Genomic DNA, 19,877 nt, shown 5'->3' with positions numbered 1-19,877 from the left:
GGCGCACCTCTCGGATGAGGTGCGTAATCGCGCGGGCCGAGCGTGTCATGGATGACGGCTTTTGCGTCTTTCCGATCTGACCATGTTCTCTGCGCAGGCGCGGTATCACAGCCAACCGCCCCCGGTTTTTAAGCAACATCAAGCGGAGAAATCTCCGCCCTCCGAATCTTACTTCTTCAGCTGTGAACTGAATTCGCGCTCGGTATAACCGGTGTAGAGCTGACGCGGACGGGCAATCTTCATGCCTTCGTCGTGCATCTCTTTCCAGTGTGCAATCCAGCCAACAGTACGGGCCATCGCGAAGATCACCGTAAACATGGAGGATGGAATACCCATCGCTTTCAGAATGATACCGGAGTAGAAGTCCACGTTTGGATAGAGTTTACGCTCGATAAAGTACGGGTCGTTCAGCGCAATGTGTTCCAGCTCCATCGCCACTTCCAGCAGGTCATCCTTCATACCCAGCTCATTCAGCACTTCATGGCAGGTATCTCGCATCACGGTTGCGCGTGGATCGTAGTTTTTATACACGCGGTGACCAAAGCCCATCAGACGGAATGAGTCATTTTTGTCTTTGGCGCGCTTAACAAATTCCGGGATGTGCTCGACGGTGCTGATCTCTTCCAGCATACGCAGGGTCGCTTCGTTGGCACCGCCGTGCGCCGGCCCCCACAGAGAGGCGATCCCGGCGGCGATACAGGCAAACGGGTTCGCGCCGCTTGAACCGGCGGTACGTACGGTCGACGTAGAGGCGTTCTGCTCATGGTCAGCATGCAGGATCAAAATGCGGTCCATCGCGCGTTCCAGGACCGGATTCACTTTGTACTCTTCGCATGGGGTAGCAAACATCATGTGCAGGAAGTTACCGGCATAGGAGAGGTCGTTGCGAGGATAAACAAATGGCTGGCCGATAGAATATTTGTAACACATTGCTGCCATGGTCGGCATTTTGGAAAGCAGACGGAATGCCGCGATTTCGCGGTGGCGCTCAATGTTTACATCCAGCGAATCGTGGTAAAACGCAGCCAGAGCACCCGTAACACCGCACATTACCGCCATCGGATGTGAGTCACGACGGAAGCCGTGGAACAGGCGGGTAATCTGCTCATGAATCATGGTGTGGCGGGTAACAGTGGTGCGGAACTCATCAAACTGTTTCTGGTTCGGTGCTTCGCCATTCAGCAGAATGTAGCAGACTTCCAGGTAGTTAGAGTGGGTCGCCAGCTCAGAAATAGGGAAACCACGGTGCAGCAGGATACCTTCATCACCATCAATAAAGGTGATGGCAGATTCGCAGGACGCAGTAGACGTAAAACCGGGATCGAAGGTGAACAGGCCACTTGAACCCAGAGCGCGGACATCAACCACATCCTGGCCCAGCGTACCTTTCAGCACGTCCAGTTCAATAGATGTTCCATCTTGCAGGGTTAGCGTTAATTTTTTATCTGTCATTTTCGTCTCCATAGCGCCTTATGTAGGTAAGGATCTTTAGACACCTGAAACGCGTTCATGTTGCGGTTGGCAAAACTACACAGTATCACTCTGCGGGGATAAAGCGGGTGCAGGGTACAGAGTGAGCGGCGCGTTCCCAGCGGGAACCGGTGAGCCATGGACATGCTGCATATCGCGGTTGTTAAAGATCCGGTCAGGACATAACTTCTTGGTAACCAATAACCTGATGCTTTTTAAAGCTCATTATCGCAATGTTACATAACTTGCGCTTAGGGGAAAGTGTATCCCCATAACTTTTGTGCATCATAGGAATTTATAGGCTTAGTTTGTAACTGAATTGTTGAACTATTGTCAAATCAGATAATTAAAATTGTATCAATTGTGAAAATCGTGAGTATGATCACTGTTCTACCTAAAATATACCAAAGAGTTTGTAGGGGAATTGTAATCAGAATGTGATCCTCCTATACTCCAGGCAGGTCTCCGGAACACCCTGACACCAGGAGCCACCCAGCGTTTACTACCGCGTCAATTAACACTGGATGTTGCTTTATTGGTGACGGTTAAAGTCTGCCACGCGTTGTGATTAGACTCCGCCTCAGGTCCGGAGGAAGCAAAATAAAAAAGAGCTGTGTGGGCAAAACCGTGAAAAAACAAAGACCTGTCAACTTGGATCTCTCGACGATCCGGTTTCCCGTTACTGCAATAACGTCCATTCTTCACCGCGTCTCCGGCGTAATCACATTGGTTGCTATTGGCATCCTGCTGTGGCTACTCGGTCTCTCTCTCTCTTCTCCTGAAGGTTTCCAGCACGCTGCATCCATCATGGACGGCTTCTTCGCGAAGTTCATCATGTGGGGCATTTTAACGGCGCTGGCCTATCACGCGGTGAGCGGGATTCGTCATATGTTGATGGATTTTGGTTATCTGGCCGAAACGCTGGAATCAGGTAAGCGTTCCGCTCATATGACTTTTGTGATCACTGTCGTGCTGGCAATTCTGGCGGGAGTCCTCGTATGGTAAGCAATGCATCCGCGTTGGGTCGCAACGGCATTCAGGACTGGCTGCTGCTGCGGGCAACGGCAATCCTCATTACGCTCTACATCGTCTACATCCTCGGTTTTGTTGTGATGACAGACACGCTGACCTATGACCTGTGGCGTGGCTTCTTCGCGTCCGCATTCACCAAAGTGTTCACGCTGCTGACGCTGTTCTCCATTCTGGTCCACGGCTGGATCGGGATGTGGCAGGTGTTAACAGACTACGTCAAATCGCTGCCGGTTCGCTTGCTGTTGCAGTTTGTGATTGTCGTGGCGCTGTTGTGGTATGCGATTTATGGCTTTGTTGTGGTGTGGGGTGTGTAAATGAGTTTGCCAATCAGAGAGTTCGATGCCGTGGTAATCGGCGCAGGTGGCGCAGGAATGCGGGCCGCACTGCAAATCTCCCAGGGCGGCCAGACCTGCGCTCTGTTATCTAAAGTTTTCCCGACCCGTTCCCACACAGTATCTGCGCAGGGCGGTATTACCGTTGCGCTGGGTAATACCCATGAAGATAACTGGGAATGGCATATGTACGACACCGTCAAAGGGTCCGACTATATCGGTGACCAGGACGCGATTGAATATATGTGCAAAACCGGCCCGGAAGCGATTCTGGAACTGGAGCACATGGGCCTGCCTTTCTCGCGTCTGGAAGATGGTCGTGTTTATCAGCGTCCGTTTGGTGGTCAGTCGAAGAATTTCGGTGGCGAGCAGGCGGCACGTACCGCGGCCGCAGCTGACCGTACTGGTCATGCGTTGCTGCACACGCTTTATCAGCAGAACCTGAAAAACAAAACCACCATCTTCTCTGAGTGGTATGCACTGGATCTGGTGAAAAATGCCGATGGCGCAGTCGTCGGATGTACCGCAATCTGCATCGAAACCGGCGAAACCGTTTATTTCAAAGCGAAAGCGACCATTCTGGCAACCGGCGGTGCAGGCCGTATTTACCAGTCCACCACCAATGCGCATATCAACACCGGTGACGGCGTCGGTATGGCACTGCGTGCGGGCGTGCCGGTGCAGGATATGGAGATGTGGCAGTTCCACCCAACCGGTATCGCCGGTGCGGGCGTGCTGGTCACAGAGGGCTGTCGTGGTGAAGGCGGCTATCTGCTTAACAAACATGGCGAACGCTTCATGGAGCGTTATGCGCCAAATGCCAAAGATCTGGCGGGCCGCGACGTGGTTGCGCGCTCAATGATGATTGAAATTCGTGAAGGTCGCGGCTGTGATGGCCCGTGGGGTCCGCATCTGAAGCTGAAACTGGATCACCTCGGTAAAGAGGTGCTTGAGTCACGTCTGCCAGGCATCCTTGAGCTGTCTCGTACCTTTGCCCATGCTGACCCGATTAAAGAGCCGATTCCGGTTATTCCAACCTGCCACTACATGATGGGCGGTATTCCGACCAAAGTGACCGGTCAGGCACTGCGCGTGAATGAGCAGGGCGAAGATGTGGTGATTCCAGGCCTGTTCGCTGTCGGTGAAATTGCCTGCGTATCCGTCCATGGTGCCAACCGTCTGGGCGGTAACTCACTGCTCGACCTGGTGGTCTTTGGCCGTGCAGCCGGTCTGCATCTGCTGGAGAGTATCAAAGAGCAGGGCGACCTGCGCGATGCTTCTGAAGATGAGATCGCCGTGGCGATGGCGCGCTTCAATCGCTGGGAAAACAACACCACCGGCGAAGATCCGGTTGAGATTCGTAAAGCGCTGCAACGCTGCATGCAGAACAACTTCTCTGTATTCCGCGAAGGTGACGCAATGGCGCAGGGTCTGGAAGAGCTGAAAGAGATTCGCGAGCGTCTGAAGTCAGCGCGTCTGGATGACCGCTCACCAGATTTCAATACGCAGCGTATTGAGTGCCTGGAGCTGGATAACCTGATGGAGACGGCTTTTGCCACGGCGGTAGCGGCTAACTATCGCACCGAGAGCCGCGGTGCACACAGTCGCTTCGACTTCCCGGATCGTGATGATGAAAACTGGCTGTGCCACAGTCTTTATGTCCCGGAAACCGAAAGCATGACGCGCCGTGAGGTGAACATGCAGCCGAAACTGCGCGCGGCGTTCCCGCCGAAAGTGCGTACCTACTAATTTCGGAGACGATCATGAGACTTGAGTTTTCAATTTATCGCTACAATCCGGACGTCGATGACAAGCCGCGCATGCAGGATTACACCCTGGAGTCGGAAGACGGTCGCGACATGATGCTACTGGATGCGCTGATTCGCCTGAAAGAGAAAGATCCAACGCTGGCGTTTCGTCGCTCCTGCCGCGAAGGCGTCTGCGGCTCTGATGGCCTCAACATGAACGGTAAAAACGGACTGGCCTGTATTACGCCCGTCTCGGCATTGGGCAACGGCAAACAGAAAATTGTTATCCGTCCGCTGCCAGGTTTACCGGTAGTGCGTGACCTTGTCGTAGACATGAGCCAGTTTTATGCACAGTATGAGAAAATTAAGCCTTTCCTGCTGAATGATGGCGAGAACCCGCCAGCACGTGAGCATCTGCAGTCACCGGATGAGCGCGAACACCTGGATGGTTTGTATGAATGTATTCTCTGTGCCTGCTGCTCAACCTCATGCCCATCTTTCTGGTGGAACCCTGAGAAGTTCATCGGTCCTGCTGGCCTGCTGGCAGCATACCGCTTCCTGATTGACAGCCGCGACACGGAAACCGAAGCGCGTCTCGACAATCTGAATGATGCTTTCAGCGTATTCCGCTGCCACAGCATCATGAACTGTGTGAGTGTCTGTCCGAAAGGGCTTAACCCGACGCGCGCCATCGGCCATATCAAGTCGATGCTGCTGCAGCGCGGCGCATAAGTTATCTCCGCCGGGAACCTCAGGTTCCCGGTGTTTTACGGAAGCCTCTGTAAGCGCGGTGACTACCACGTTTACAAAGGTTCCCTTACGGGCCACGCGCGCTGCGCAAAGTGCTCGTATCGCTGAACTCACTACGGCAAACCGCGAAAGCGGCAACAAATGAAACCTCAAAAAAGCATAGCAATGCTTAAGGGATCACAATGCAGAACAGCGCGATGAAGCCCTGGCTGGACTCTTCCTGGCTGGCCGGCGCGAATCAGTCTTACATAGAGCAGCTCTATGAGGATTTCCTGACCGATCCTGACTCTGTCGATGCAGTGTGGCGCTCGATGTTCCAGCAGTTACCGGGCACCGGAATGAAACCTGAGCAGTTTCACTCCACCACACGTGAGTACTTCCGTCGCCTGGCGAAAGATGCATCTCGTTACACCTCATCTGTCTCCGATCCGGAAACCAACTCCAAGCAAGTGAAAGTGCTGCAGCTAATTAACGCGTTTCGTTTCCGCGGTCATCAGCATGCCAATCTTGATCCGCTCGGCCTGTGGAAACAGGACCGTGTCGCCGATCTCGATCCCGCTTTTCACGACCTGACCGAGGCCGATTTTCAGGAAAGCTTTAACGTAGGTTCATTTGCCATTGGCAAAGACACCATGAAGCTGGCCGATCTCTTCCAGGCGCTGACGCAGACTTACTGCGGCTCGATTGGTGCAGAATATATGCACATCAACAACACCGATGAAAAACGCTGGATCCAGCAGCGTCTTGAGTCGGTTGCGGGCCGTGCAGCGTTCAGCAACGAAGAGAAAAAAGGTTTCCTGAAAGAGCTGACTGCGGCAGAAGGGCTGGAAAAATACCTTGGGGCGAAATTCCCGGGTGCCAAACGCTTCTCGCTGGAAGGCGGCGATGCGCTGGTTCCGATGCTGCGCGAAATGATTCGTCACGCTGGCAAGAGCGGTACCCGTGAAGTGGTACTGGGTATGGCGCACCGTGGTCGTCTCAACGTGCTGATCAACGTGCTGGGCAAAAAGCCGCAGGATCTGTTCGACGAGTTCGCCGGTAAGCATAAAGAACATCTGGGCACCGGTGACGTGAAGTACCACATGGGCTTCTCCTCTGACGTGGAAACCGAAGGCGGCCTGGTTCACCTGGCGCTGGCGTTTAACCCGTCACACCTGGAGATCGTCAGCCCGGTGGTTATGGGTTCTGTGCGTGCCCGTCTGGATCGTCTGGATGAGCCAGCCAGCAATAAAGTTTTACCGATCACCATTCATGGTGATGCGGCCGTGATTGGTCAGGGCGTGGTTCAGGAAACCCTGAACATGTCACAGGCGCGCGGTTATGAAGTGGGTGGTACGGTTCGCATCGTTATCAACAACCAGGTTGGCTTTACAACGTCCAACCCGAAAGATGCGCGCTCAACCCCTTACTGCACCGACATCGGCAAAATGGTGCTGGCACCGATTTTCCATGTCAATGCTGACGATCCGGAAGCGGTCGCGTTTGTAACCCGTCTGGCGCTCGATTACCGCAACACCTTTAAGCGTGATGTGTTTATCGATCTGGTCTGCTATCGCCGTCATGGTCACAACGAGGCGGATGAGCCAAGTGCGACCCAGCCGCTGATGTATCAGAAAATCAAAAAACACCCGACGCCGCGCAAAATCTACGCCGACCGTCTGGAAGGTGAAGCCGTTGCCACGCAGGAAGATGCGACCGAAATGGTCAATCTCTACCGTGACGCGCTGGATGCGGGCGAGTGCGTGGTGCCGGAATGGCGTCCAATGAGTCTCCACTCCTTTACCTGGTCACCTTACCTGAATCATGAGTGGGATGAGCCTTATCCGGCGCAGGTCGACATGAAACGTCTGAAGGAACTGGCGCTGCGTATCAGCCAGGTGCCTGAAGAGGTGGAAGTGCAGTCGCGTGTTGCCAAGATTTATAACGACCGTCGTCTGATGGCTGAAGGCGAAAAGGCCTTCGACTGGGGCGGCGCGGAAAACCTTGCCTACGCCACGCTGGTTGATGAAGGTATTCCGGTTCGCCTGTCGGGCGAAGATACCGGTCGCGGTACTTTCTTCCACCGTCATGCGGTGGTTCATAACCAGGCGAACGGCTCAACCTATACCCCTCTGCATCATGTGCACAGTGGTCAGGGTCAGTTCAAAGTGTGGGACTCCGTGCTGTCAGAAGAGGCGGTACTGGCCTTTGAATATGGCTACGCCACCGCAGAGCCGCGCATCCTGACCATCTGGGAAGCGCAGTTTGGTGACTTCGCCAACGGTGCACAGGTTGTTATTGACCAGTTCATCAGTTCCGGTGAGCAGAAATGGGGCCGTATGTGTGGCCTGGTGATGCTGCTGCCGCACGGTTATGAAGGTCAGGGCCCGGAGCACTCCTCTGCGCGTCTGGAGCGTTATCTGCAACTTTGCGCTGAGCAGAACATGCAGGTTTGCGTGCCGTCTACACCCGCACAGGTTTACCATATGCTGCGTCGTCAGGCGCTGCGCGGTATGCGTCGTCCACTGATTGTGATGTCACCAAAATCTCTGCTGCGCCATCCGCTGGCTATTTCCACGCTGGATGAACTGGCGAATGGCAGCTTCCAGCCTGCGATTGGTGAAGTCGATGATCTGGATCCGCAGGGCGTTAAACGCGTCGTACTGTGCTCCGGTAAAGTGTATTACGACCTGCTTGAGCAGCGTCGTAAAAATGAGCAGACCGATGTGGCTATCGTGCGCATCGAACAGCTTTATCCGTTCCCGCATCAAGCGGTTCAGGAAGCATTGAAAGCGTATTCTCACGTACAGGATTTTGTCTGGTGTCAGGAAGAGCCACTGAATCAGGGCGCCTGGTACTGCAGCCAGCATCATTTCCGTGAAGTTGTGCCATTTGGTGCCACTTTACGTTATGCAGGCCGCCCGGCCTCCGCCTCACCGGCCGTGGGTTACATGTCCGTACACCAACAACAGCAGCAAGACCTGGTTAATGACGCGCTGAACGTTAATTAATTAAAAGGAAAGATAATGAGTAGCGTAGATATTCTCGTTCCCGACCTGCCTGAATCGGTTGCCGATGCCTCAGTGGCAACCTGGCACAAAAAACCAGGCGATGCAGTCACTCGCGATGAAGTGCTGGTCGAAATCGAAACCGATAAAGTGGTGCTGGAAGTACCAGCCTCTGCTGACGGTATCCTGGAAGCCGTTCTGGAAGATGAGGGTGCCACTGTTACCTCCCGCCAGATCCTGGGTCGTCTGAAAGAGGGCAATAGCGCCGGTAAAGAGAGCAGCGCGAAGTCTGAAAGCAAAGAGTCTACCCCGGCTCAGCGTCAGACTGCGTCACTGGAAGAAGAGAGCAACGATGCGCTCAGCCCGGCTATCCGCCGCCTGATTGCAGAGCACAATCTCGACGCCTCTCAGATTAAAGGCAGCGGTGTTGGCGGACGTCTGACCCGTGAAGATGTTGAAAAACACCTGGCCAACAAGCCGCAGGCTGCTAAAGCGGCAGCACCTGCTGCTGATGCGGCTACCGCGCAGCAGCCAGTGGCTAACCGCAGCGAAAAACGCGTGCCGATGACGCGTCTGCGTAAGCGCGTTGCTGAGCGTCTGCTGGAAGCGAAGAACAGCACCGCGATGCTGACCACCTTCAACGAAATCAACATGAAGCCCATCATGGATCTGCGCAAGCAGTATGGTGAGGCGTTCGAGAAGCGTCACGGTGTGCGTCTGGGCTTTATGTCCTTCTACATCAAAGCGGTTGTTGAAGCGCTGAAACGCTATCCGGAAGTGAACGCTTCTATCGATGGAGAAGATGTGGTTTACCACAACTACTTCGACGTCAGCATTGCGGTCTCTACACCACGTGGTCTGGTTACGCCAGTCCTGCGTGACGTTGATGCGCTGAGCATGGCGGACATCGAGAAGAAAATCAAAGAGCTGGCAGTGAAAGGCCGTGACGGCAAGCTGACAGTGGAAGATCTGACCGGCGGTAACTTCACCATTACCAACGGCGGCGTCTTTGGTTCACTGATGTCTACCCCGATCATCAACCCACCGCAGAGCGCCATCCTGGGCATGCACGCCATCAAGGATCGCCCGATGGCGGTCAATGGTCAGGTTGTAGTGCTGCCAATGATGTATCTGGCGCTCTCCTACGACCACCGTCTGATCGATGGCCGTGAATCAGTTGGTTATCTGGTTGCAGTGAAAGAGATGCTGGAAGATCCGGCGCGCCTGCTGCTGGATGTCTGATTTTCACCGGGCGCGCCTGGCGCGCCCAACCTCAATACTCTTTTCAGACCTGAATGGATAGAACATCATGAACTTACACGAATACCAGGCGAAACAACTGTTTGCACGGTATGGCATGCCTGCACCAACGGGTTACGCCTGTACTACACCACGTGAAGCGGAAGAAGCTGCCTCTAAAATTGGCGCAGGCCCGTGGGTAGTTAAATGTCAGGTTCATGCCGGTGGCCGCGGTAAAGCGGGCGGTGTGAAAGTAGTTAACAGCAAAGAAGAGATTCGCGCCTTTGCTGAAAACTGGCTGGGCAAACGCCTGGTGACCTATCAAACTGATGCAAACGGCCAGCCGGTAAACCAGATTCTGGTTGAAGCAGCGACCGATATCGACCAGGAGCTCTATCTGGGCGCTGTGGTCGATCGCGCAACGCGTCGCGTCATTTTCATGGCGTCGACTGAAGGCGGCGTGGAAATTGAAAAAGTGGCGGAAGAGACCCCGCACCTGATCCATAAAATGGCGCTGGATCCGCTGACCGGTCCGCAGCCTTACCAGGGCCGTGAGCTGGCATTCAAACTTGGCCTGACTGGCAAGCTGGTTGGTCAGTTCACCAAGATCTTCATGGGTCTGGCGACACTGTTCCTGGAGCGCGATCTGGCGATGGTTGAGATCAACCCGCTGGTGATTACCAAGCAGGGCGACCTGATCTGCCTGGACGGTAAACTGGGTGCCGATGGCAATGCCCTGTTCCGTCAGCCAGAACTGCGTGAAATGCGCGACCCAAGCCAGGAAGATCCACGTGAAGCACATGCGACACAGTGGGAACTGAACTATGTTGCGCTGGAAGGCAACATCGGTTGTATGGTTAACGGCGCAGGTCTGGCGATGGGTACCATGGACATCGTTAAGCACCATGGCGGTCAGCCAGCCAACTTCCTTGATGTCGGCGGCGGCGCGACCAAAGAGCGCGTAACCGAAGCCTTCAAAATCATCCTGTCTGACGATGCGGTTAAAGCCGTTTTCGTTAACATCTTCGGCGGTATCGTACGCTGTGACCTGATTGCCGACGGCATCATCGGCGCAGTGGCTGAAGTGGGTGTGAACGTGCCAGTAGTGGTACGTCTGGAAGGTAACAATGCCGAGCTGGGCGCCCAGAAACTGGCGGACAGCGGTCTGAACATCATTGCAGCAACCAGCCTGACAGACGCCGCACAGCGTGTTGTTGCTGCCGCGGAGGGTAAATAATGTCCATTCTGATCGACAAAAACACCAAAGTCATTTGCCAGGGTTTCACCGGTGGCCAGGGGACTTTCCATTCTGAGCAGGCGCTGGCTTACGGCACCCAACTGGTTGGCGGCGTGACGCCAGGCAAAGGCGGCACGACTCACCTCGGCCTGCCGGTGTTCAATACCGTGCGCGAAGCCGTAGAAGCGACGGGCGCAACTGCCACCGTGATCTATGTCCCCGCACCATTCTGTAAAGATGGCATCCTGGAAGCGATCGAAGCGGGCATCAAACTGATCATCACCATCACCGAAGGTATTCCGACCCTGGATATGCTGACCGTGAAAGTGAAGCTGGATGAAGCAGGCGTGCGGATGATCGGTCCAAACTGCCCGGGTGTTATCACCCCTGGCGAATGTAAGATCGGCATCATGCCGGGCCACATTCACCAGCCGGGCCGCGTTGGTATCGTATCGCGTTCAGGTACGCTGACCTATGAAGCGGTTAAGCAGACCACTGACATCGGCTACGGCCAGTCAACCTGCGTCGGCATCGGCGGTGACCCGATCCCAGGCTCTAACTTCATCGACATTCTGAAAATGTTCCAGGATGATCCACAGACTGAAGTTATCGTGATGATCGGTGAAATCGGCGGTAGCGCTGAAGAAGAAGCCGCAGCCTTCATTAAAGAGCACGTGACCAAACCGGTTGTGGGCTATATTGCTGGCGTAACCGCGCCAAAAGGCAAGCGTATGGGCCATGCAGGCGCCATCATTGCCGGTGGTAAAGGCACAGCAGATGAGAAATTTGCTGCGCTGGAAGCGGCAGGCGTGAAAACCGTTCGCAGCCTGGCTGATATCGGTGATGCAGTTAAAGCCGTATTACCGGCCAAATAAGTCAGCGTCATCTGAAACTAAGCCACCTTCGGGTGGCTTTTTTTATGTCCGTTATCAACGGGCATAATGCTGGCAGTGAAAGCGAAGAATACGCTGTTAAATAACCTGCTCACCGTTTATCACGTTAAGAAAAAGTGGCAAAGGTAAACTATTTCTTCACGTCTTATTTCATTAATGACAATTTTTTAACAGGAAACTGACCCAGCTCTATCTGGAAACTTATTACGTTAATCCAGATCAATAAATCACGTTTTATATCCAACTATATCTCTGGCAAAGCGCAACGCTAAGGGCGTAAATTGCGCTGCATCAATCCAGCCTTTTACACAAATTTTCATACGTCTGCTCAACCCGGGATGACACCCACTTTTCTCCTGTTAAAGCAGCCGTTAATAAAGCGCTGATTGACATTTTTCAGAGCTGCTTCATTCGTTACTCGCCTTTTCGGGCAGCTCACAGACCTGTTCTGCTGGTAATAAAAAACTGGAATCAATAAACAGTCGTTCCTGACTCCGATTACGTTCGATCTGATCGCGCGCGTGACGGAGACAAAGCGAGGAGCAAGGAGTCCTTATGTTAGATATCGTCGAGCTGTCGCGGTTACAGTTTGCCTTAACGGCGATGTACCATTTTCTGTTCGTCCCTTTAACGCTGGGTATGGCGTTTCTGCTGGCGATCATGGAAACGGTCTATGTCCTGAGCGGTAAACAAATTTATAAAGATATGACGAAGTTCTGGGGCAAGTTATTTGGTATTAACTTTGCGCTGGGCGTCGCTACCGGACTGACCATGGAATTTCAGTTCGGGACAAACTGGTCATATTACTCTCACTACGTCGGCGATATCTTCGGCGCGCCGCTCGCCATTGAAGGTCTGATGGCGTTCTTCCTGGAATCGACCTTTGTCGGGCTGTTCTTTTTTGGCTGGGATCGGCTGGGTAAAGTGCAGCACATGGCGGTGACCTGGCTGGTCGCCCTGGGCTCGAATATGTCTGCGTTGTGGATTCTGGTCGCCAACGGCTGGATGCAGAACCCTATCGCTTCAGAGTTCAACTTTGAAACCATGCGCATGGAGATGGTCAGCTTCTCAGAGCTGGTGCTGAACCCGGTGGCACAGGTGAAATTCGTTCACACCGTCGCGGCCGGTTACACCACAGGCGCGATGTTTATCATGGGCATCAGTGCCTGGTACATGCTGAAAGGCCGCGACTTCGCCTTTGCTAAACGCTCGTTCGCTATCGCGGCCAGCTTTGGCATGGCGGCGGTGCTGTCAGTGATCGTGCTGGGTGATGAGTCTGGTTATGAAATGGGTGATGTGCAGAAAACCAAGCTGGCCGCGATTGAAGCGGAGTGGGAAACCCAGCCGGCGCCGGCGTCCTTTACCCTGTTTGGCTTGCCCGATCAGGCCACTCAGGAGAACCGGTACGCCATTCAGATTCCCTGGCTGCTGGGCCTGATTGCCACCCGATCCACGGATACGCCGGTGACGGGCCTGAAAGAGTTAATGGCACAGCATGAAGTACGCATCCGCAACGGCATGAAAGCCTACGCCTTGCTGAACGAACTGCGCGGTGGCAGTCAGGATCAGGCGGTACGGGACGCGTTCAACAGTCACAAACAGGATCTCGGTTACGGTCTGCTGCTGAAACGCTATACCGATAACGTGGCGGATGCGACAGAAGCGCAGATCAAACAGGCGACGCAGGACTCTATCCCGCGTGTTGCCCCGCTTTATTTCGCCTTCCGTATCATGGTGCTGTGTGGTGTTCTGCTGCTGGGCATTATCGCGCTGGCGTTCTGGAGCGTGTTGCGTAACCGCATCGGTAAAAATCGCTGGTTACTGAAAGCGGCGCTGTTTGGTATCCCGCTGCCGTGGATCGCAATCGAATCCGGCTGGTTCGTCGCGGAATATGGTCGTCAGCCCTGGGCTATCGGTGAAGTTCTGCCGACTGCGGTGGCGAACTCTTCTCTGACTGTAGGCGATCTGTTGTTCTCGATGATCCTGATTTGCGGACTCTACACGCTGTTCCTGGTGGCTGAGATGTACCTGATGTTCAAATTCGCCCGCCTTGGGCCGAGCAGCCTGAAAACCGGGCGTTATCATCATGAGCAGATCACGGCAACCACGCAGCCGGTTCGGGGATAAGGAGAGCGACCATGTTTGATTATGAAGTTCTGCGCTTTGTCTGGTGGCTGTTGATTGGCGTGCTGCTAATCGGCTTTGCTGTCGCAGATGGTTTTGATATGGGCGTCGGCATGCTGACGCGCATTCTGGGTCGCACCGATACTGAGCGTCGCATTATGATTAACAGTATCGCCCCGCACTGGGACGGCAACCAGGTCTGGCTTATCACTGCCGGTGGCGCACTGTTTGCCGCCTGGCCGATGGTCTATGCGGCGGCCTTTTCTGGCTTCTACGTGGCCATGATTCTGGTGCTCGCCTCGCTGTTCTTCCGTCCGGTTGGCTTCGATTACCGCTCGAAGATTGAAGACAACCGCTGGCGCGGTGCCTGGGACTGGGGCATCTTCATCGGCAGCTTCGTGCCGCCGCTGGTCATTGGCGTGGCGTTTGGCAACCTGTTACAGGGCGTGCCGTTCCATGCCGATGAGTATCTGCGTCTGTTCTACACCGGCAACTTCTTCCAGCTGCTGAATCCGTTTGGCCTGCTGGCTGGTGTGGTCAGCGTAGCGATGATTCTGGCACAGGGCGCAACCTATCTGCAGATGCGCACCACGGGCGAACTGCATCTGCGTTCACGCACCGCAGCACAACTTGCCGCCCTGGTGATGATGGTCTGCTTCATCCTGGCCGGTGTCTGGGTGAAATATGGTATTGATGGCTATGTGGTGACCAGCACGATGGATCACTTTGCTGCCTCTAACCCACTGGGTAAAACGGTAGTGCGTGAGGTAGGTGCCTGGATGGTCAACTTCCAGAACCATCCTGTGCTGTGGCTGTTCCCGCTGCTGGGCGTGGTGTTGCCGCTGCTGACCATACTTTGCTCGAGGGTTGAGAAGGGCGCCTGGGCATTCCTGTTCTCTTCACTGACGCTGGCCTGCGTCATCATGACCGCCGGCATTGCGATGTTCCCGTTCATCATGCCATCCAGCACCGTGCCGGGTACCAGCCTGACGATGTGGGATGCAACGTCCAGCCTGCTGACGCTGCAAACGATGACCGTTGCCGCCGCTATCTTTGTTCCAATCATTCTGATTTACACCACCTGGTGTTACTGGAAGATGTTTGGTCGTATTACCAAAGAGCATATTGAAAGCAACAGTCACTCACTCTATTAATTAAGGAGAAGTCGCATGTGGTATTTTGCCTGGATTCTCGGCACGTTGCTGGCCTGTGCCTTTGGTATCGTGACCGCGCTGGCGATTGAACACGTTGAAGCGCAGGATGAGCCTCACTGATGCGTACGCCAATTCGGATGCTGTATGATCTGATGGATAAGGGCCCGTTACGGGCCCTTTCACTGCTGCTGGCGCTGCTGGCGGCTGGCGGCGTGATGTGGGACCCGACCCGCTTTGCTAACCACGCGGGACAGCTGCCCGCGCTGCAGGGTCTGGTGCTGATCTGGGCGGTCTGCAGTGGTGTGATTCACGGTACAGGCTTCCGGCCACAGCAAACCCGATGGCAGGCGCTGTTTAGCCCGTTACCCGCCATGCTGGTGTTATTTATCGCGCTTTACCGTTTTTACCTGTAACACCCCGCCTCACCAGCGCTGTCAGTGAATATTTGTCAGCGTCTGGTCAATTAATCTTCCTGAAATCGTTCCATTTGTTACCGAGCGATAATTATTTTCGCCTGGCTCTGACGAGCCATTCCCAACCCCAATTCTCTTGCGTATAGTAGCAACGTTTAAAACGAGGCCGGGATGTAGAGTGAGTACAACGCTGTTTCGCTGGCCGGTTCGGGTCTACTACGAAGATACTGATGCCGGTGGTGTGGTTTATCACGCCAGCTATATCGCTTTTTATGAACGAGCACGTACCGAAATGTTGCGACAGCACCATTTCAATCAGCAGATGCTGTTAGAACAGCAGATCGCTTTTGTGGTACGGCGCATCACGGTGGACTATCTTGCAGCGGCGCGTCTTGATGACCTTCTGGAGATCCAGAGCGAGGTCACCTCAATGACTCGGGCTACCATGACGTTCACTCAGCGTATCGTGAATACTGAAGGCAAAGTGCTCAATGAGGCAGAGGTCCTGATTGCCTGCATTAACCCTCATCTAATGAAGCCGATTGCGCTTCCCAAGTCTATTGTCGCGGAGTTCAAGCAGTGACTGACATGAACATTCTTGATTTGTTCCTGAAGGCGAGCCTTCTGGTCAAACTTATCATGTTGATTTTGATCGGCTTTTCTATTGCCTCCTGGGCCATCATTATTCAGCGCACACGTATTCTGAATGCGGCGGGAAGAGAAGCTGAGGCATTTGAAGACAAATTCTGGTCCGGCATCGAACTCTCCCGACTGTATCAGGAGAGCCAGGAGCGTCGGGAAGAGCTGGGCGGCTCGGAGCAGATTTTCTACTCCGGCTTTAAAGAGTTCGCCCGACTGCACCGCGCTAACAATCATGCGCCGGAGGCGGTTATTGATGGTGCAAGCCGTGCGATGCGCATCTCAATGAACCGTGAGCTGGAAGCGCTGGAAAACCACATTCCGTTCCTCGGTACTGTCGGTTCAATCAGTCCCTATATCGGGCTGTTCGGTACTGTCTGGGGGATCATGCACGCCTTTATCGCGCTGGGCGCGGTGAAGCAGGCAACACTGCAGATGGTGGCACCGGGTATCGCTGAAGCATTGATTGCAACCGCAATCGGTCTGTTTGCGGCAATTCCGGCGGTAATGGCGTACAACCGTCTGAACCAGCGCGTCAACAAACTGGAGCAGGGCTACGACAACTTCATGGAAGAGTTCACTGCCATTCTGCATCGCCAGGCTTTCTCCAGCGATAGCGCTAAGTAAATAGAGGTTAATGATGGCCAGAGTACGTGGTCGCAAACGCCGCGACCTGAAGTCGGAAATCAACATCGTTCCGCTACTGGACGTCCTGTTGGTGCTGCTGCTGATCTTCATGGCAACGGCACCCATTATTACCCAGAGCGTGGAAGTGGATCTGCCTGATGCGACCGACTCTAAAACCGTTTCCAGCGATGATAATCCGCCGGTAATTGTTGAAGTGGCGGGCGTGGGGCAGTACAGCCTGGTCGTGGATCACGATCGAATGGATCAGCTCCCCCCCGAGCAGGTGATCAGCGAAGCGCAGCGTCGACTGGAAGCAAATCCTAAGACGGTGTTTTTGATTGGGGGCGCGAAAGAAGTGCCTTACGATGAAATCATTAAAGCGCTCAACCTGCTGCACCAGGCGGGTGTTAAATCTGTCGGTTTGATGACGCAGCCGATTTAAAATCGAACCGTTTTTTGGGAACCGAGTGTGTCGAAGGCAACCGAGCAAAACGAGAAGTTAAAGCGCGCGATAATCATTTCGGTGATTCTGCATATCGTGTTGATCGCGCTGCTGATTTGGAGCTCGTTTAATGAGCACGTTGACCCCAGCAGTGCGGGTGGCGGAGGCAGCGATATTGATGCTGTGATGGTCGATCCCGGTGCCGTCGTGAGTCAATACAATCGTCAGCAGAACCAGCAAAGCGACAGCCAGCGGGCTGAGCAGCAGCGTAAAAAGCAGGCGCAGCAGCAGGCGGAAGAGCTGCAACAGAAACAGGCTGCTGAACAACAGCGTCTGAAAGCGCTGGAAAAAGAGCGTTTAGCCGCGCAGGAAACCGCGAAAGAAGAGGCTAAACAGCAGGCTGAGCAGCAGAAAGCGGCAGAAGACGCCGCTAAACAGGCTCAGGAACAGCAGAAAACGGCCGAAGCGGCAGCAGCTAAAGCCAAAGCCGATGCGAAAGCCCAGGCGGATGCCCAGGCCAAAGCGACCGCCGAGCAGGCAAAGCAGGCCGCGGCTGAAGCAAAGAAGCAGGCTGATCAGCAGGCGAAAGCCGCTGCTGCCGCTGCGGCAAAAGAGAAAGCCGTTGCGGAAGCGAAGGCAAAGTCTGAAGCGGATGCAAAAGCGGCGGCTGAGGCCAAAGTGAAGGCGGCTGCGGATGCCAAAGCTAAAGCCGCCGAAGAAGCGAAAGAGAAAGCCGCAGAAGCGAAAGAAAAAGCTGCTGAGGCAGCAAAAGAGAAAGCCGCTGAAGCCGCTAAAGAAAAAGCCGAAGCCGCCAAAGAAGCTGCCAAAGAGAAAGCTGAGGCGGCGAAAGAGGCCGCTAAAGAGAAGGCGGAAGCGGCTGCTAAGGCGAAAGCCGATGCGGCCGCCAAAGCGAAAGCCGATGCTGCCGCGAAAGCCAAAGCAGATGCCAAAGCGAAAGCTGCCGCCGATGCGGCCAATGACAGCGATGTTGATGATTTGCTGGGTGGACTCACTTCCGGTAAAAATGCACCGAAAAGCGGCACCTCAGGTGGCGCAGCGGGGCAGGGCAACCAGAAGAAAGCGGGGGCATCGGGCGCTGAGATCAACTCCTACATGGGTCAGGTGGTGAGTGCGATTCAGAGCCGATTCTACGATGCCGATCTGTATCGCGGAAAAACCTGTGATTTGCGGATTAAACTTGCGCCTGATGGCTTGTTGATTGATGTTAAGTCAGAGGGTGGTGATCCCGCGCTCTGCCAGGCCGCGATTGCTGCTGCCAAACAGGCACGTATTCCGAAGCCGCCTTCTCAGGCGGTCTACGAAGTGTTTAAAAACGCGCCGATGCGTTTTAAACCGCAATAATGCAGTCACGGTCGGCAAGTTGATCTATGTTTAGCTTGCCGTACTTATGTTGTACTCGTGGTTTCCAGGAACAGTGCCAATTATCGTGGACTGAGGTTCAGATAAGGGAGATAAAATGAAGCAAGCTCTTCGCGTTACGTTAGGCTTTTTTATCCTGCTGTGGGCAGCCATGCTGCATGCAGAAGTTCGAATTGAGATCACCCAGGGTGTGAATACCGCGCGCCCGATTGGCGTGGTGCCGTTTAAATGGGCCGGTTCTGGTGCAGCGCCGGAAGATGTCGGCGGCATCGTGGCGGCTGACCTGCGCAACAGTGGCAAATTCAATCCACTGGATCGCTCACGTCTGCCACAGCAGCCAACCAGTGCGCAGGAAGTGCAGCCTGCCGCCTGGAGCGCACTCGGCATCGACGCCGTTGTCGTCGGTCAGGTCGCGTCTAACCCGGATGGCAGCTATCAGGTTTCTTACCAGCTGGTTGACACCGGCGGTGCGCCGGGTACAGTGCTGGCACAGAACTCATATAAAGTGACAAAGCAGTGGCTGCGCTATGCCGCTCACACTGCCAGTGACGAAACGTTCCAGAAGCTGACAGGCATTAAGGGCGCTTTCCGCACCCGCATCGCCTATGTCGTGCAGACCAACGGTGGTCAGTTCCCTTATGAACTGCGCGTCGCTGACTACGATGGCTATAACCAGTTCGTCGTACATCGTTCACCACAGCCACTGATGTCGCCAGCCTGGTCTCCGGATGGCAGCAAAGTGGCCTACGTGACCTTTGAAAGCGGCAAGTCCGCGCTGGTGGTCCAGACGCTCTCTAACGGTGCCATCCGTCAGGTTGCCTCATATCCGCGTCACAACGGTGCTCCGGCATTCTCGCCAGATGGTTCTAAGCTCGCTTTCGCACTCTCTAAAACCGGTAGCCTGAACCTCTATGTGATGGATCTGGCGTCAGGTCAGACGCGTCAGGTGACGGATGGTCGTTATAACAGTACTGAACCGACCTGGTTCCCGGACAGCCAGACTCTGGCTTATACCTCCGATCAGGCGGGTGCCCCTCAGATCTATAAAGTCGGTATTAATGGCGGCACGCCACAGCGTATTACCTGGGAAGGCGGTCAGAACCAGGATGCGGATGTGGCAACAGATGGTAAATCTATGGTGATGATTAGCACCAACGGTGGTGCTCAACACGTCGCCAAACAGGATCTGGAAACGGGAGCCGTTCAAACGTTAACGGACACGTTCCTGGATGAAACGCCGAGCCTGGCACCAAATGGCACAATGGTAATCTACAGCTCTACTCAGGGTATGGGTTCCGTGTTGCAGTTGGTTTCAACCGACGGCCGTTTCAAAGCGCGTCTTCCGGCAACTGATGGACAGGTAAAATTTCCTGCCTGGTCGCCGTATCTGTAATGTCTGACACTTCAGAC

Annotated in this window: 18 protein-coding genes; 17 read left to right on the top strand and 1 reads right to left on the bottom strand. The window is 54.5% G+C overall.

Annotated features, from left to right (window positions below; translation table 11 throughout):
• Positions 1–168: 168 nt before the first annotated feature.
• Entirely contained in the window at positions 169–1,452 is a 1,284-nt protein-coding gene (locus tag EE896_RS13835) for a citrate synthase (RefSeq protein WP_140915973.1), read from the bottom strand.
• A 633-nt stretch (positions 1,453–2,085) separates the two neighbouring features.
• Between EE896_RS13835 and sdhC the strand changes: the two genes are divergently transcribed.
• The 17 genes from sdhC (at position 2,086) to tolB (ending at position 19,860) form a co-directional block, all read left to right on the top strand.
• Positions 2,086–2,475 (top strand): succinate dehydrogenase cytochrome b556 subunit, encoded by a 390-nt coding sequence (gene sdhC, locus EE896_RS13830; protein ID WP_033742984.1) that lies wholly within the window; start codon positions 2,086–2,088, stop codon positions 2,473–2,475.
• On the top strand, positions 2,469–2,816 hold the full coding sequence (gene sdhD / locus EE896_RS13825) for a succinate dehydrogenase membrane anchor subunit (RefSeq protein ID WP_008925023.1): 348 nt from the start codon (positions 2,469–2,471) through the stop codon (positions 2,814–2,816). Before sdhC ends, sdhD begins: the two co-directional genes overlap by 7 nt.
• Positions 2,817–4,583: a succinate dehydrogenase flavoprotein subunit gene (sdhA, locus tag EE896_RS13820; RefSeq protein WP_039659182.1), complete on the top strand. Its 1,767-nt coding sequence runs from the start codon at positions 2,817–2,819 to the stop codon at positions 4,581–4,583.
• 14 nt (positions 4,584–4,597) lie between these two features.
• Complete coding sequence (locus tag EE896_RS13815; protein ID WP_003853156.1) at positions 4,598–5,314, top strand: succinate dehydrogenase iron-sulfur subunit; 717 nt, start codon at positions 4,598–4,600, stop codon at positions 5,312–5,314.
• Positions 5,315–5,514: 200 nt separating this feature from the next.
• Positions 5,515–8,322 carry a 2-oxoglutarate dehydrogenase E1 component gene (gene sucA / locus EE896_RS13810; RefSeq protein ID WP_003853155.1) on the top strand — a complete coding sequence of 936 codons (2,808 nt, stop codon included), beginning with the start codon at positions 5,515–5,517 and terminating at the stop codon, positions 8,320–8,322.
• A 15-nt stretch (positions 8,323–8,337) separates the two neighbouring features.
• Positions 8,338–9,561 carry a 2-oxoglutarate dehydrogenase complex dihydrolipoyllysine-residue succinyltransferase gene (gene odhB / locus EE896_RS13805; RefSeq protein WP_003853153.1) on the top strand — a complete coding sequence of 408 codons (1,224 nt, stop codon included), beginning with the start codon at positions 8,338–8,340 and terminating at the stop codon, positions 9,559–9,561.
• A 67-nt stretch (positions 9,562–9,628) separates the two neighbouring features.
• Positions 9,629–10,795 carry an ADP-forming succinate--CoA ligase subunit beta gene (gene sucC, locus EE896_RS13800; RefSeq protein ID WP_003853151.1) on the top strand — a complete coding sequence of 389 codons (1,167 nt, stop codon included), beginning with the start codon at positions 9,629–9,631 and terminating at the stop codon, positions 10,793–10,795.
• The gene (sucD, locus tag EE896_RS13795) at positions 10,795–11,670 is read left to right on the top strand and encodes a succinate--CoA ligase subunit alpha (protein WP_003853148.1); all 876 of its coding nucleotides are present in this window, start codon (positions 10,795–10,797) and stop codon (positions 11,668–11,670) included. The genes sucC and sucD overlap by 1 nt, the downstream gene beginning before the upstream one ends.
• 573 nt (positions 11,671–12,243) lie before the next feature.
• Positions 12,244–13,815, top strand: a complete 1,572-nt coding sequence (cydA, locus tag EE896_RS13790) for a cytochrome ubiquinol oxidase subunit I (protein ID WP_008925025.1) — start codon at positions 12,244–12,246, stop codon at positions 13,813–13,815.
• Between the two features lie 11 nt (positions 13,816–13,826).
• Entirely contained in the window at positions 13,827–14,966 is a 1,140-nt protein-coding gene (cydB, locus tag EE896_RS13785) for a cytochrome d ubiquinol oxidase subunit II (protein WP_140915972.1), read from the top strand.
• A gap of 15 nt (positions 14,967–14,981) precedes the next feature.
• Positions 14,982–15,086 (top strand): cytochrome bd-I oxidase subunit CydX, encoded by a 105-nt coding sequence (cydX, locus tag EE896_RS13780; protein WP_072040350.1) that lies wholly within the window; start codon positions 14,982–14,984, stop codon positions 15,084–15,086.
• Positions 15,086–15,379, top strand: a complete 294-nt coding sequence (ybgE, locus tag EE896_RS13775; RefSeq protein ID WP_008925028.1) for a cyd operon protein YbgE — start codon at positions 15,086–15,088, stop codon at positions 15,377–15,379. The genes cydX and ybgE overlap by 1 nt, the downstream gene beginning before the upstream one ends.
• Positions 15,380–15,557: 178 nt before the next feature.
• Positions 15,558–15,962 carry a tol-pal system-associated acyl-CoA thioesterase gene (gene ybgC / locus EE896_RS13770; protein ID WP_008925029.1) on the top strand — a complete coding sequence of 135 codons (405 nt, stop codon included), beginning with the start codon at positions 15,558–15,560 and terminating at the stop codon, positions 15,960–15,962.
• Positions 15,959–16,645 carry a Tol-Pal system protein TolQ gene (tolQ, locus tag EE896_RS13765; RefSeq protein ID WP_003853142.1) on the top strand — a complete coding sequence of 229 codons (687 nt, stop codon included), beginning with the start codon at positions 15,959–15,961 and terminating at the stop codon, positions 16,643–16,645. Before ybgC ends, tolQ begins: the two co-directional genes overlap by 4 nt.
• Before the next feature lie 13 nt (positions 16,646–16,658).
• Complete coding sequence (gene tolR, locus EE896_RS13760) at positions 16,659–17,087, top strand: colicin uptake protein TolR (RefSeq protein WP_003853140.1); 429 nt, start codon at positions 16,659–16,661, stop codon at positions 17,085–17,087.
• Positions 17,088–17,114: 27 nt separating this feature from the next.
• Entirely contained in the window at positions 17,115–18,449 is a 1,335-nt protein-coding gene (tolA, locus tag EE896_RS13755) for a cell envelope integrity protein TolA (RefSeq protein WP_140915971.1), read from the top strand.
• Between the two features lie 115 nt (positions 18,450–18,564).
• On the top strand, positions 18,565–19,860 hold the full coding sequence (gene tolB, locus EE896_RS13750) for a Tol-Pal system beta propeller repeat protein TolB (protein WP_003853138.1): 1,296 nt from the start codon (positions 18,565–18,567) through the stop codon (positions 19,858–19,860).
• Positions 19,861–19,877 lie beyond the last annotated feature (17 nt).

Source organism: Pantoea eucalypti, assembly GCF_009646115.1.
Taxonomy (GTDB): domain Bacteria; phylum Pseudomonadota; class Gammaproteobacteria; order Enterobacterales; family Enterobacteriaceae; genus Pantoea; species Pantoea eucalypti.
Note: the sequence above shows the minus strand (reverse complement) of the source record. Positions and strands in the feature narration are given on the sequence as shown.